Here is a 14938-nt window from a genome sequence, read left to right on the forward strand (position 1 = left end):
AGAGGCCGTTAACGGCATATTACCGCAACGGCCAATTTAAAATTAGCTATCCGTTCTGAGTCACACCTTATACAGATTATACCCCAGCGCTTTTGCCACATGAGCCACCATTTTCTGTCCGCGAACACTATTGCCGATAGAGTCTAACGGCGGTGAAAACCCGGCAATGGCCATCACCCCTGGAACCACCGCTAATATTCCCCCGCCGACACCACTTTTACCCGGTAAGCCGACACTGTATGCCCAATCACCGGAGCTACCATATAAGCCCTCCATCGTCATCTCAGCCAAAATAAAGGGGATGTTACTGGCAGTTAATACCCGCAATTTGCTGATAGGATTAATGCCAGCGGCAGCCAAGGTGGCGCCGATAGTTGCCAGCTCAATGGTATTTAGCAATGTTGAGCATTGGCGGGTATAAACTTCGCACGCCTCCATCGGGTCACAATACATCGTGCCGGCAGAGTAGAGTAACCAGGCAATGGCCCGATTATGAAAGTTGGTTGTCTGTTCCGATTGATTCACTTCATCGGATAAACTAATGGGGGCTGCGGATAATTGTTGCTGGATTTGCAGAATATCATGCCAACGCGCCTCGCTACTATTGGCTTGAATAATGCTCACGGTGGACATTGCACCGGCATTGACCAGTGGTGATAACGGTTTGCCCTGATGTAATTCAAGCGCCATAACTGAATTAAAGGGTAAGCCCGTAGGATCAGCGCCGACTTTTTCTTGTACTTGCTGCGGGCCGACATCTTCCAGTGCCAGTGCGAGTGTACATATTTTAGAAATAGATTCGATGGCAAAGCGATATTCTGTATCACCTGCCGCAATAATATCGCCATCAATGGTCACCGCCGCCAGGCCAACTAATGATGATGGGACACTGGCCAGATAGGGAATATAATTGGCGTTACTCCCGCCAGCGGTGGTTGAATATTGTCGATGCGCTTTATTGACGCTGTGTTGCAGCACTTTTAAGTCAGGTTTCATCATCCCACTCCACAGTGAGTTGCAGTTATCAGCCCGTTGATTACTCTGGTTTTTATGTTTTCTAATCTATAGTCTCACCCTGAATGCTCATGTTCTCCTTAGTTATTAACCTCTCTGCGGGCAGGCCGGGATGGCTATTTGCCGCTTGCCAGGTAAAGGGGGCAAAATCAGTTTTTTCATCACGCCAATGGGGTTTACGCGCCGCATAAATCAGCAGCGGTAAAATAAAGAAGAACAGAGTGGCGATAATTAAGATGCCGACATAAGTTTCTGGGCTGCCGATGGCAATTTGACTGGGTGGCACAAAACTGAGCAGGAAAACCAAAATTGAACCAATCCATCCAGCGCCACCAATTACCCACATACCAATATCCCCACCAGGAATACGATAGGGGCGAGGGCGTTGTGATTGGCTATAGCGCAGATAGATGGCGGCGCTAAACATCAGGATATACATAATGAGATAGAGAATAACGGTTAATTGGCTGAGGATCTGAAATGCCGCTTGCACCGAAGGTAAGATGACAAACAATATTGATAATAGAGAGACGATCAGCGCCTGTAATAATAAAATATGTGTTGCCATGCCATTCTTGTTGGTATGTTGCCACCAGCGGGGTAAATAACCGGCTTTTGCCACGGTCAATAGCCCGGTTGAAGGGCCGCCGACCCAGGTTACCACTCCGGCCAAGACCCCGATAGCCAACGCAATCGCCATTATCGGGCTGAGCCAGTGCAATCCGGCCCACTGGAACATATCTGAATAGGCCACCAGAATACTTTGCGTCAGATTAATATCAGCTTTCGGAATAATAAAAGCGATGGCGAGAGTGCCAAAGACAAAAATAATCACGGTTCCCAGCGCGGATAACATAATGGCAATGGGATAATTACGATTAGGATTATCCACATCCTTAACATGAATTGCATTCATCTCCATGCCGGCATAGAACAGAAAAATACTAGCGGCTAAAACAATATTGTTAAAATTGGAAAAATCAGGGATAACTTCATCCCATGCCAGTGTTATTTGTGGCGTTCCGCCTGCAAACAGATAAGTAAACCCCAAAATAATCAGAATAATGGCGGGAATGATGGTGCCGATAATACCGCCCCATTTGGATACTCTGGCAAAGGTGGCAACCCCCTTAAAGGCAATAAAGGTCGCCAGCCAATAGACAATTAACACAATGCTCAGTACGAAGAATTTATTGGCCGATAGCGCCTCATCCCAGCGCTGATTGGGGCCAATAAACGCCAGCGAGACCGCGGCAAAAGTTAATACTGTCGGGAACCAAACCGTGACCTCTATCCAGAGCATAAACATGGCTAAAAATGCCCAGCGGGGGCCAAAAGCCTCACCGACCCAGCGAAAGACGCCCCCTTTTTCAGGCCAACCGGTCGCTAATTCAGCTGCCACCAGAGAGACGGGAATAAGAAAAAAAATGGCGGCGAAAATATAGTAAAAAATAGAACTTAATCCGTATTCAGCTTCAGCGGGTAAGCCTCTTAAACTGACAACGGCAACAATATTCATAATAGCTAATGTGGCGATGCCGAGTTTTTTGGTAGCCATCGGCCTGGATTGATTATTTGCCATAGATATCCATCCTTTAATTTCTGCAATTAAGCTGGCAAGTTCTAGGTGTGCTTGAAACTATTCTGTTGGGCAACGCCATGGAGTTCGGGGTGCTCATGCAAATAGTGGAGCGAGTATTTAATGTCATCCAGTAATAGCGCGGCAAAATCCATTTCGAATCCGCGGCGACACATAATTCGCATCACCACAATATCGCTGGCATGACCGGTTAGGGTAAAGGCGGGCACTTGCCAACCTCGCAACCTCAATCTCTCAGAGAGGTCATACAGGGTATAACCCGGGTTAGCGCCCGCTTTAATTTTGAAGCACACGGCGGGTAACCCCTCTTTAGGATCACCGGTGCAGATAAATTCATAGGGGCCCAATGGCGCAATCGCCTGACTTAAGAAGTGTGCGACCTGATAGGCCGCTTGTTGCACTTTGGTATAACCCTCGCGACCCAATCGGATAAATTCATAATATTGAGAGATAACCTGCCCGGCAGGGCGGGAGAAATTGATAGCAAAAGTGCCTACTTGCCCGCCGAGATAATCCACATTAAAGATCAGCTCATCCGGCAGTGCGGCTTGATCACGCCAGATAACCCAGCCGCAGCCCAGCGGGGCTAAACCATATTTATGGCCTGAGGTGCTGATGGATTTCACTCGCGGCAGACGAAAGTCCCACTTGATCTCTGAGGCGACAAAAGGGGCGAGGAAACCGCCACTGGCCGCATCGACATGAATATCAATATCTAGCCCTTTCTCTTGCTGTAGCTTATCCAATGCCTGGTGCAGCGGTTCGGGAAACTCATAGTTTCCTGTATAGGTCACGCCGAAAGTAGGGACAACACCTATGGTATTCTCATCACAGGCAGCAATCATGCGCTGCGCATCCATAAAATAGTTTCCCGGTTCCATCGGAATTTCGCGGATTTCCACCTCCCAATAGCGGGCAAATTTGTGCCAGCACACCTGCACAGGGCCGCAGACCAGATTAGGTTTGTCGGTAGGTTTACCGGCAGCTAACTGCTTTTTACGCCAGCGCCACTTCATCGCCATGCCCCCCAACATGCAGGCTTCGGATGAACCTATGGTATTGGTGCCTGTGGCCTGGCCGTTAATGGGCTTTGGCGCATGCCAAAGATCAGCCAGCATATTGACGCAGCGTAAATCGATGGCCGCTGATTGTGGATACTCCTCTTTATCGATCCAGTTTTTATTAATCGACAAATCCATTAGCCTATGAACATATTCATCATCCCAAGTTTGACAAAAGGTGGCTAAATTTTGTCGTGCATTACCATCTAAATAAAGTTCATCACTAATAATTTGAAAAGCAATATCCTCGCGCATCTCTTTTAACGGGAAATGGCTCGACTCAGCAATATAGCGAGAGGCTTGCGAACCAAATCGGGAGTCTAATAACTCTTCTTGCAACTTATTTGCAGTGTTACTAATCATGATTCAATAACCGTGTTATATGAGTAAGAGTTTTAAACGTAGACGGGTAAATTATATGGCGCAAGATTTAAGTTTATATAATGAAATTAATTTTATTAGCTAATAAATCATTTAATTTAGCTGCATTTTCAAAATAGCAGCCACATCATTAGAGTGGCAGGTTATTATTAGCCTAATCACGGGATGAGGTGTGGTGAAATTATCTTGCTTAAATTTAAATAGAGGCTGTTGTTATAATTTAGTGGGGTAGGGATCTATTTTATTATAAGTCAATGCTACTCAGTTAGCCTTTGTTGATGTCATGTTTAAAATTCAGCCATTAAAATTAGAACTCTTTTCTAGCAAGAAAAGTGCTCGCTGCGTTAAGAATCAATAAGCCTAAATATTTCGCAGTTAACTTTTTCATCTGGATTAAGGTATAAGTCCAAGGAGCTTCATATGTATATGATTGACTATAATAGTTTTCGTGCTGTTAAATCCTTTAACTCCCGTGTACGATTTTTAGTTTTACACTACACCGCTGAAAATTTTGAAGGTTCAATAAAGTCCCTAACCGGAGATAACGTCAGTGTTCAATATTTGGTGCCAGATATTACCGATGAAAGTTATATTCAGGCCGGATTTAAAGATATGCAGATATTTAATCTGGTGGATGAAAATGCCCGCGCATGGCATGCGGGAGTCAGTAGTTGGGCAGAGCGCACCAATCTCAACGACACCTCCATTGGTATTGAAATCGTCAATTTAGCCACTGAAAATAAAGGTGTTTGGCATTTCCCGCCTTATACTGCGGTGCAAATTGCGGCGGTAAAACAGCTGGCGGCCAATATTTTACAACGCTACCCCGAGATCTCGCCGGTAAATGTGGTGGCTCATTCTGATATTGCCCCTACTCGTAAGAGTGATCCCGGCCCCGAGTTCCCCTGGCAAGAGCTATATGAAGAGGGTATTGGTGCCTGGTATGACCCCGAGACTAAAGAGAAATTTATTCAGGAATTTACCGCTGAGGGGTTACCGAACAAAGCGGAAATAGTCGCGCACTTCGGCACTTATGGTTATGACGCCACTATTGCCAGCAGTGAGTTAGGCTACCACGACTTAGTCCGGGCATTTCAGTTACACTTTAGGCCGAATAATTATGACGGCGAAGTCGATATTGAAACCGCCGCTATTTTGTATGCGCTAGTCGAAAAATATCTGCTGATACTCTAACGGTCAGCTCTGCAATGGCTAATTATGGTTATGCACTCCCGATATAGATCGGGAGTGATGGTGCTATATTTACGCTACAAAAGATCTGCGCTACCCAATATTTACGCTACCACGGCTGTGATTCTCACTATTTACCCAGTGGTGATATTAGTCTGTTTTGAGTAATCTGTTTTGAACAATCTGTTTTAAAAAGCATAAAAATTGCCGCTAATTGTTGGCGATGGTGCGCCGTTATTTCACGGCTGGCTGAATACCCCTCGTTCTGAATAATGATTTCACCTAAGCCAACCAGCCAGTCATAAATATAAAATGCCGTATTATTGGTCGGCGTGTGGGCTAATTTGGTTAATCGCTGAGCGGCTCCCAGTGGTGTGGCTGATTTAGGCGGCTGAGCAAAGATCTTCGCGCCGCGATTAATGCGGCTATCAGGGCGTTGTGCTTCACTGATTTGCAAGAAACCGAGCCAGGCAACAAAATCACCCAAAATGGTCAGGGCGCGCGAGACCTGGCGATCCGCTTTCGCTTCGTGGTGCAGACCCACTTGCTCGCTGTCCGCCAATATCGTGACCAACTGCCCGGCAATATCCAATCGAATGCTCGCGGTAATCAGCTCCGCAACCAGCAACTCAAGGGTCGGTTTGCTGATCCCCAATAGCTCAATTAATGGGCCATTATCTGGCAACTGCCGCAGGTGGTTGATCCAATAGCGCTGCACCCTCGCCGCATATTCGGTTTCATAATCATAGCCGGCGGCGGGGGTCATTGACCGCTCTACTTCAGGCGACAAGGGCAGGTCGCTGAATAAGTCGATATCAATACCGATACTAAATGGCTCGGGGTTGACCGCAGTTAAGCTCAACTCGGCGCTTCGATGTTGCGGTTGCCGTGAGTCGGGCTGCTGTAAATAGAGCGCACGTAACTCATCGCGGCAGGGTAACAACCGCTCCAGTAACTCGCCGTGCAGGCCGGTGCGCGTTTGCAATGCTTTGAGCAAAGTTTCGGCGATCCGCTGTTTTTGTTGTGATTCACTGGCCGCCGATTGTGTCCAGTCCGCCAGCAGGTTCTCGGTCAATTCCCGTTGTAACTCAATGAGTTGTTCATTGATACGTTCTGTTTTGATATCACGCCGAATCTCTTGGGTCAGGTAAGTGACCATGCGCTCAATCCCCCGGCTATCCAGTGCCAGCAGGGTGCCCCAGCTGTCGCCGGGGTTACCGACATATCGTTGCACCGCTTCGTCGTAATTCGTCGCGCCCGCCACTGATTGATCTGAGGTGATGCGCTGATCAAAAGGGGTCAGCGCCCAGATTAACCCTGGGTTGCGGCGGCTACGCACTTGCGCATTTTCACCTTGCGTCTGCTTAACCCAATAGTCCAGCGCCTTACCGACCACTTTGACCTCGGCGCGTTGAGTCGCCGCATTGCAGACCAACAATAGGTTAATTTGCTGCTGGTCGGTGTAGCGCTCCAGTAAGTAGCTATTTTTAGCCTGTGATAGCAGTGCCGCTAGCGGATAAACGTGGTGATCAAGGGGGGCCGCTGCATTGAAGCTGGGGTTAACAGCGGGAAAGTCCAATAGATCGACGGATGCAAAGATATTATCAGTGGCGGGCATTGATAGTGGGATCTGTAGCTCAACAGCTAACAGCGTCAGTTCGGCAAGTGACAACGTCACTGAATTACCCGCCTGATGATTAACCCATGGCAGCACCTGAATATGAGTATCCGCAGGGGTGTTCAGGTCATCGAGGGTCGCGACATTCATGATGCCATTGGCTGGCAGTAACATATCGTCGACTAACACGCTAAGTGGGGCCAATACTTGGGCCGCACCGCCCAAATGTTGCAGCGTATAGGCAAAATGACGATAAGCCTCCGTCAATGGCGGGCGTTCTGCCCAGAGCACCGAGAACAAACGGGCGCGATCATCAATGCTAAGATAGGGGGCTAACTCAATGGCCACCGGCCAGAAGTGAGAGTTCAGTATCTGCTGATGTGGCGCATCATGGCGGGCCAGATAATCCCACAGCCTAATCACCTCATCACCGCTGATCCCGGCGATGGCCAGCGGCTGGCGGCGCATGATCAGTTGCTGCAAGTGATCGGCAATATGTTGTTCATCCAGTGCATGCCGTTGCTCATCCTGCTGATTATCTAGCAGAGAGGCCCCTATCACCAAGGTGACAATATCCACTTCCCTCAGTAAGGAGAGCAGCACCGGATGGCTTGCATGATTGACCGCCGCCTGATAGCTAAAGCGGGTCACTACGCCACTGGCCTGATATCCCGGCTTGACTTGCTGCCAAAAATCGAGAGTTTTGCCGCCGAGCGAGGTCTCCAGTCGGCCATTGCCATCCGCCACCAGTGCTGAAATAAGGTGCTGTTTTCCTGCGGCGGAGTGGCCGAAAAAGCCGATACTCATGGCGGTCAATGCGCTATCTGACAACTGCCGCGCCTGATGGTGATGGCGGCGCAGTTTAATGGTCAGCAGGTCAGCTTCAATATCCAGCCGCATGGCGTGTTGGCGGGCATCACTCATCCAATCAATCGCCTGGTCTATGCCTTGGGTTATCTGCTGAAGTTGGTGATTGAGCTGCTGGTTGGTTAATGATCTCATTTTCTAAATACGCTCCCACTATCAATCCAATAATGGGTTGATCCTGAGCCATGGCTGGCTAATGTGTTTAGCTTGAGGCGCAGATGATGCAGCGGAACCGGACTGCCATCTTGCAGCACCGCATCGGCTATCTCAAAACGCTCGGGGCTATTTTCAGTTTGTTTATCAGATTGTTGCGCTTCACCTTGCGTCAGTTTTAACCTAACGTGCAACACACTGTCACCGGCAACTTTACGCGCCAGCTCTTGATCGACAATCGACAGGGTGTAGAGCGGCGAGGCGGGCCAGCGATCATTGTCAAGCTGACGGAACCCCAGGCACAACGCGCCTGTTACCTGAAAACGGCTCTCGGTGGGCAAGGCAAAATCGCGGCTATCCAGATCGATATCGCGATAGTAAACATTCTCTTCGCTCAGCGCGTCGCGGCTATCTAACATGCCCAGATAGCGGATGGTTGAGTAGGGTTGGAAATCGCCCGCTTTAAAGTAAAAACCGGCCAGGCGCAAATCGAGCGCCAGCAAACAGAGCATCGCCCCCACTGCGGCGGTGGATTTTGGGTTATCAATGCGGCCATGCTTGTTAAACGGATACCAATCACTGGTGTGGTAGCCATCCAGCGAGAGAATACGATTATTGGGCAACGGTTGTAGATGGCGAAATAGCGCCTGAATCCCGGGGAAGCGCGCCGGACGGCCGGTCAACAGCAGCACGTCGCAGGCGTAGAGCGAAACCACTTCCGAGAGTGAACGCAGATTTTGCGTAATACTCATGCGGTGAGATAAGAACTCGCCGTGCAATTTGCTCAGCTTCAGCACCAACGGCAACTGCAAAATATCAAACTCTCCGGCATCGGCCGGCAGCTCACGCTGAACTTCACTGTTAATGTAATCCAACACTTTTTGGGTCGGGCGTTGCAGTAATAGTTCGCCGAAGCTGGCTTCGATCTCGGCATTTGCATCTAGCGGATCAAAGTTTTCATAGGCTGCCAAAATGGCCCGCCCGATGGGCATAAATATCTGTAGTGTCGATTGCTGACGCAGTGTCGATTGCCCATCCATCCGGCCATCATTGCCAAATAATTTATCCATCAGCGCATCACTATTGGTGACCGCCGCTTTTTTCAATCGCGCCTGCAAGGCTGGCAAAATATAGAGCTGAATAACATCCAGCAAGATATCGTCACCCGCCACTTTGAATCCTTCGCGAAACAGCAGACGCGGGCTGATTTTGACATTATTGCCAACACCATCATCCAGCCAATATTGCGTAATCGCCAGATCCGTGGTGCCACCGCCAATATCAATCGAGGCGATACGCACGGTTTTTCCGGCCACTTCACCGGCGGCCAACTGCTTATCGGGCCGCGCCATACTGGCAAAGAAGGCGGCAGTGCGACCGCCGAAATTAACCTGGGTTTCGTTATAGAGATAGACCATCTGACCGCAAGTCGCTTCGTCCCACTCCATCTGCACGCCTGGCACCGGAATTTGGCTTTTGGCGCGGTCTGACGCGGAGGCAAAAGGATCATCTGCCGGGTGCCAGCCCATGGATTTCCACACTAAGGCAATGGCTTCATGCATCCGACGGCGGAAAATTTCGCGCTCCGGTTTTGGCATGGCGGAGGGCAACGTCAGAATGATGGCGCGCAGTTGCCGTGGTGCATTGCTATGGGGCATCTTTAGCCGTTGCGCCGCGCTGTTGATCTGCATCAGCGCTTGCGCCAGTAGCTCTGACAGCATTAATGTCATCAATGAACTGCGGCTATAATGGGGGGAAAAGACCGGCAGCCGTTCATCCAGCGGTAAGCTATACAGCGGTTGACCCTCATCATTGAGCAGATGGGTCAGCGGCAGTGCCGTGGCGGGCGGCTCATCTGTCTGCGCCGTTGCTGTTTCATTAAAGCGCCAACCCGGCGCGTAACTCTCTTCATCCCACAAGTAGCGCCGTGGGCTGGAGAGGCCAGTAGACCCCTCGGTGCCTAATCGGTGCAGCGCCATACGGCTGGCTTCGCGGCCAACACGGGTAATGGCCGGCCAGATAAAGGCATCATCACGACCACTCTCGACGGAGAAATTCTGCTTACCAAACTTCGCCTGGGCGAACTCAACCCGGCTCTCAAACAGCTCGTTATACAGCGAGTGAGGCTCGCTCAAATCACGAATCTGTAGCTCATAGCTCTGTTGCAGCCCATGACTCTCATCATGATGATCTTCCACCAAAATACCGCAGGTATGGGAGTTGCCGACATCAAGAATCAGATCGACATTGACCACTGGCTGTTGCCCGCTGCGGGCATTGATTTTGATCTCAGGCACGCCAATCTGACTGCCCAGTAACTCCAGCAGGTTAAGGTAGTGCGCTTGATACTCAAACTCCCGCAACGAGGCGGTGATATGCCGGGCACTGCGCGCTTCTTGTTCGCCGGCTTGCTGGGTAAACACTTCCCGTAGCCAGCCGTCGACCCAGGTCAAATCAAGAAACTCCGCCAGCTCTTCATTATGGTAAGCCAGCGCAAAACTTAATCCGCTTTTGATGTCGTTCTCATTGGGGGCCAGAGACTCATTGGCGTGACCTTCAGGGTAAGCTTTGGTATCAAAGGCCATGGTGACCCGTAATGTATTGCCATCCTGATCCGGCGTCTCCAAGAGTAAGATTTGCACTCTGGCCCAGTTGTCCGGCCCATTAAGAAAGGTGCGCGGCGGGTTAAAACGCAAAAATGGCAGCGGCAGCCAGATCTTGTTCAGTAGCTGCAGCGACTGCTCCAGCGGAAAGCTAAATTCAGGCTTCACAATCTCAGGGGCGGCACCGGGCACCAACAGCGAATATTTGCCATTGTCGGGATGGTAGTTCAGGCGCAGTAGCGGGCCATTGGCGCTTTTACGCACAAATTTATTTGGCAGTTCGCTATCAATTGCGGGCTTTAACGCGAAGTCCAGAAACTGGATGCCACTGTCCTGAATCAGCGTGATTTTCTGTTTATAATCAGTGATGGTTGCCAGCATAATATTATTTAGTCTCACGCTTCATCGTCATGGGAAGGGTCGTATTGGCATCATATCGGCCTTTGCACTCAGCAACGCCGCTCACACCTTGCTTACAGACAATCTCCGGTATTTGATATTTAGAGCCATCGCTGCACTGCGCCCGGTAGCGGCTATTGATCACCAAATTACCTGACTTCATCACGCCGGCGGTGATGTTGGCACGGCAAGTGACATTATCACCATGGGTGATTTTTGCTGTGCCTTTGCCATTGTTAATCTGATATCTCAAGCTGGGTGCTCTACCTGTTTGGGCGGCTTTAATCTCGGGAGTGACCCGCCAGTTACCATTAAGGAAGGCGGTTGAACCCACTTTGACGGCCTCAAAAGGCAAGATCAGCGCCGTTTTACTCTCCGCGGCACTCACAGCCGGGATTGCGGCAGCTTCCGCCACGCTGGGTGCAGAGATCACGGTGGCAGGGTTCAATGGGAGTTGTGGTGCCAGCGGCGGTTGAGTCCTGTTGGCTTCAGGGGCGGCAACCCTATTTTGCGGTTCAGCGGCTGCGGTTTGGACTTCGGCCGCTTTGACCGCAGGCACCGCAGATGGCTGCTCAGTCATTCCGCCACTAAATTGCACTATTAATGCGATAACTAATGCCAATACAGGCAGCGCCCAACTAAATCGCAGCCAACGGCCGGTTTTTTTGACCGGATCTACAGCGGGTGCGGGTTCAGTGGCCGGCAGCGGAGCGGGTGGCACTTCTGGCGCTGGCGGCGGTGGGGCGACCGGGGTGACCACTGGCGCCAGCGGTGCGGCACTCAGCGCGGTGATTGGCGGCTCAATGATCTCTGCGGTTTGACGTAAGCAATCGAGTGGGTCAGTGCGCGGCTTTTTATCCTGACCGACAAAGCCCCAGAAGCTCAGCACCGGTTTCCCCGCCACCAAATAGAGGTAGCTCTGATCAGGGAACTGCATGGTTTTGGCGAGTAACACGCCAAACAGTCGCTGGGCGGCTTGGTCTGATTTTTGCGCACGTTGACACAAATCACTGGCGCTCGCCAGACAGACTGACAGCTGCTTAATCGCCGCTTTGCGCTCCGCGTTACTGGCCGCCAGCCATGAGGTCACTTTACCTTCAATGGGGGCGTACCAATCAATGCGGTCACCTTGCTCATTGAGCTGAGGAATGGCGAGGCAATCAGCAATATGCTGTTGTTTTTTAAGGCGCAATGCCTCTCTAATCTGCAGCGCTGAGACATAAACCGGCTGCCCGTTTTCGCCCAACGCCAGAATATCGTCCAAACTACCACTGCGTAAAAATGATTTCGCCACGCAAAAGAGACCTTTGTAAGAAGAGCAAGGCAGAAAATAGTGTGCTATCTGCGACAACCACTACTTTAGTGCTGATAAAGGAAATCAAACGCCGGAATAAGTGGCAAAATCGGCCGTTGTTTAGCGGGCAAAGTGGGATCGCCACAGGATGAGGGTAATGAAAAGCTGCGCCGAGAGGTTGGCCCTAACTCAATAAGTTTGCTGTGAAATAGCGCATTTTGCTGCATTGCGGTGTAGGGTAAACTCATCACCGCCTTTACACGTATTGCAAGGAGTTATCTTGAATCAATCACAAGCGACGACCCATCTCTCAGCCACCGAGGCGATTGATCAACTGGAGAGTTTATACCAGTCGGCGCTGACGGCATTACGTGATGCTATCAGTGCATTTATTCACGACGGTAGATTGCCTGATGTGGGTGAGCGGGCCAAGGGGCTGTTTTCGTACCCGCAACTGAGTGTCAGTTGGGATGGCCGATTCCGTGACCATCAACGCACCCGCGCCTATGGGCGTTTCTCACGCACGGGCCAATACAGCACCACCGTGACGCGGCCCGCGCTGTTTCGCGAATATCTGACCGAGCAACTGACGTTACTGGAGAGTGAGTACGGCGCGAGGTTTGAAGTGACACCGTCACAACAAGAGATGCCATACCCTTTTGTTATCGACGGTTCCGACCTGGTGCTTGACCGCTCAATGACGGCGGGGCTGGCTCAACACTTCCCGACCACTGATCTATCAAAAATTGGTGATAGCATCACTGATGGCATTGATACCGGTTCGGCCGATTTTCCGCTATCGCATTTCGATGCGCTGCGCACCGATTTTTCACTGGCGCGGCTGAAACACTACACCGGCACGCCAGCAGAAGATATTCAGCCCTATATTCTGTTTACCAATTACAGCCGCTACGTTGATGAGTTTGTCAGTTGGGCCTGCGAACAAATTCTGGACCCAACCAGCCCCTACCAAGCGCTATCCTGCGCCGGTGGCAGCTACATCACGACGGAAAATGCCGATCCAGAGAGAACCACCTCTGATCTGGCATGGAAAAAGCATCAGATGCCGGCCTATCACTTAATCGCGGAGAGTGGGCATGGCATTACGCTGGTGAATATTGGTGTAGGCCCATCAAATGCCAAAACCATCTGTGATCATCTGGCGGTGTTGCGGCCTCATGCCTGGTTGATGATAGGGCACTGCGGTGGTCTGCGTGAGAGTCAGGCCATTGGCGATTATGTTTTGGCCCATGCTTATTTGCGTGACGACCATGTGCTGGATGCGGTGCTGCCGCCAGATATCCCGATCCCCAGCATCGCCGAGGTGCAACGGGCACTGTATGACGCCACTAAAATGGTCAGCGGTATGCCGGGTGTCGAGGTAAAACAGCGGCTGAGAACCGGCACGGTGGTGACCTCTGACGATCGTAACTGGGAACTGCGCTTTTCTGCTTCCGCACTGCGCTTTAGCTTAAGTCGGGCGGTGGCGGTGGATATGGAGAGCGCCACCATCGCGGCGCAAGGTTATCGCTTCCGCGTGCCTTATGGCACCTTGCTCTGTGTTTCCGATAAGCCGCTACATGGTGAGATAAAATTACCCGGGCAGGCCAACCACTTCTATGAAGGGGCGATCTCTGAGCACTTGCAGATTGGTATTCGGGCGATAGATTTGCTGCGGGCAGAGGGCGATCAACTGCATTCGCGTAAATTGCGCACCTTCAATGAGCCGCCGTTCCGCTAATGGGGCGGGGTAATCATAGTAGGCAAGTAGGCGACGTTTAAGGCAACATCGCCTGTAAAAGTAGGGAGTTAGCTAATGCATCAATGGCAAATTTGCGCCACTTCTTTATCGCTCAGCCCAGTCATTTTCATTACCGTGACGCGATCAAGACCATTGGCGAGCATGGTACGGGCAATTTTAAGAGTGGCATTCTTCTCGCCTTTAGCTTCGCCTTCTTGTTTCAATTTCTGCGCAATCGTCATGAGTTCCTCCTCGTGCTGTGGCAAGTGGTGGGCCAGATCCAGGATAAACCTTTGCGGCTCAGTCGTTTCACCATTTTGTAGTATGTAATGTATCACCGAGATTAGCTGATCTTTGGTAGTGTAACTGTTCGATAACAACCTGACCAGTTTACCCGATAATTCGGAGAGGTCACGTTGACGAATATGTTTCTGCAACAGTTCCAGCAAGGCGATACCCTTGTGGGTCATGATTTCGTCATCGGGGATAACAGTCACATCAATCAACGGAAAGCTGCCACCATACAGCTCCCCCGCCAGTGTTGGCTCGCTGAACCCTTGCAGCCAGCTCATGGGATAGGGGTATGGCGTGACCATCCCATGGTAGAACAGGATGGGGATCACCAGCGGCAGTTTGTCGTTGCCATTATCAAGATGGCGCTGCATGGCAGCGATGGCATAGCGCATCAAGCGGAAAGCCATATGCTTATCAGGGGAACTTTGATGTTCGATTAGGGCGTAAATATAGCCGTCCTGCCGCTGCGTTTTTAGCGAGTAGAGCACATCGGAGTAGTAAGCCCGCAGGCTATTTTCGATAAAGCTGCCCGGCTCCAGCCGCAGGGTTCTCAGGTCACAGATTTTCCGCAGGGCGGGGGGCAAATGAATATCCAGAAAGTCACGGGCGGTCTCCTGGCGAGTCATAAACTGCTTAAACAGTGCATCATGAGGTGTAGAGGTGGTTTTCATCGGGCGATGATAGTCATCGAGATCTGTGTGAGCAATGACTCAGCGCCACTT

General features: G+C 50.7%; 10 protein-coding genes. 2 read left to right on the forward strand and 8 right to left on the reverse strand.

The window, feature by feature from the left end; genetic code table 11:
* Positions 1-60 precede the first annotated feature (60 nt).
* The 3 genes from glsA to FFE93_RS10150 form a co-directional block, all read right to left on the reverse strand.
* Positions 61-996, reverse strand: a complete 936-nt coding sequence (gene glsA / locus FFE93_RS10140; protein ID WP_032898377.1) for a glutaminase A — start codon at positions 994-996, stop codon at positions 61-63.
* A 61-nt stretch (positions 997-1057) separates the two neighbouring features.
* Positions 1058-2596: a putative glutamine/gamma-aminobutyrate antiporter GadC gene (gene gadC / locus FFE93_RS10145; protein ID WP_049600302.1), complete on the reverse strand. Its 1539-nt coding sequence runs from the start codon at positions 2594-2596 to the stop codon at positions 1058-1060.
* Between the two features lie 41 nt (positions 2597-2637).
* Positions 2638-4038: a glutamate decarboxylase gene (locus tag FFE93_RS10150; RefSeq protein ID WP_049600305.1), complete on the reverse strand. Its 1401-nt coding sequence runs from the start codon at positions 4036-4038 to the stop codon at positions 2638-2640.
* 438 nt (positions 4039-4476) lie between these two features.
* Here FFE93_RS10150 and FFE93_RS10155 point away from each other — a divergent pair, with 438 nt between their 5' ends.
* Positions 4477-5250 (forward strand): N-acetylmuramoyl-L-alanine amidase, encoded by a 774-nt coding sequence (locus tag FFE93_RS10155; protein WP_005276691.1) that lies wholly within the window; start codon positions 4477-4479, stop codon positions 5248-5250.
* Between the two features lie 127 nt (positions 5251-5377).
* On the opposite strand, the gene FFE93_RS10160 is transcribed toward FFE93_RS10155, so the two are convergent.
* From FFE93_RS10160 to FFE93_RS21500, 4 genes are all read right to left on the reverse strand, one after another.
* Entirely contained in the window at positions 5378-7867 is a 2490-nt protein-coding gene (locus tag FFE93_RS10160) for a putative virulence factor (RefSeq protein ID WP_049600311.1), read from the reverse strand.
* Positions 7864-10869: a virulence factor SrfB gene (locus tag FFE93_RS10165; protein WP_138775223.1), complete on the reverse strand. Its 3006-nt coding sequence runs from the start codon at positions 10867-10869 to the stop codon at positions 7864-7866. Before FFE93_RS10165 ends, FFE93_RS10160 begins: the two co-directional genes overlap by 4 nt.
* Before the next feature lie 4 nt (positions 10870-10873).
* Positions 10874-12181, reverse strand: coding sequence for an SrfA family protein (locus FFE93_RS10170; protein ID WP_005276694.1), 1308 nt, complete (start codon positions 12179-12181; stop codon positions 10874-10876).
* Positions 12182-12246: 65 nt separating this feature from the next.
* Positions 12247-12429: a hypothetical protein gene (locus FFE93_RS21500; RefSeq protein WP_032898380.1), complete on the reverse strand. Its 183-nt coding sequence runs from the start codon at positions 12427-12429 to the stop codon at positions 12247-12249.
* Between the two features lie 32 nt (positions 12430-12461).
* Between FFE93_RS21500 and FFE93_RS10175 the strand changes: the two genes are divergently transcribed.
* Complete coding sequence (locus FFE93_RS10175) at positions 12462-13922, forward strand: AMP nucleosidase (protein ID WP_005276696.1); 1461 nt, start codon at positions 12462-12464, stop codon at positions 13920-13922.
* 80 nt (positions 13923-14002) lie between these two features.
* Here FFE93_RS10175 and FFE93_RS10180 read toward each other — a convergent pair whose 3' ends face one another.
* Positions 14003-14887 (reverse strand): Rpn family recombination-promoting nuclease/putative transposase, encoded by an 885-nt coding sequence (locus tag FFE93_RS10180; RefSeq protein ID WP_138775093.1) that lies wholly within the window; start codon positions 14885-14887, stop codon positions 14003-14005.
* Positions 14888-14938: the final 51 nt, after the last annotated feature.

It is taken from the genome of Yersinia sp. KBS0713 (genome assembly GCF_005937895.2).
Classification (GTDB): Bacteria; Pseudomonadota; Gammaproteobacteria; order Enterobacterales; family Enterobacteriaceae; genus Yersinia; species Yersinia bercovieri.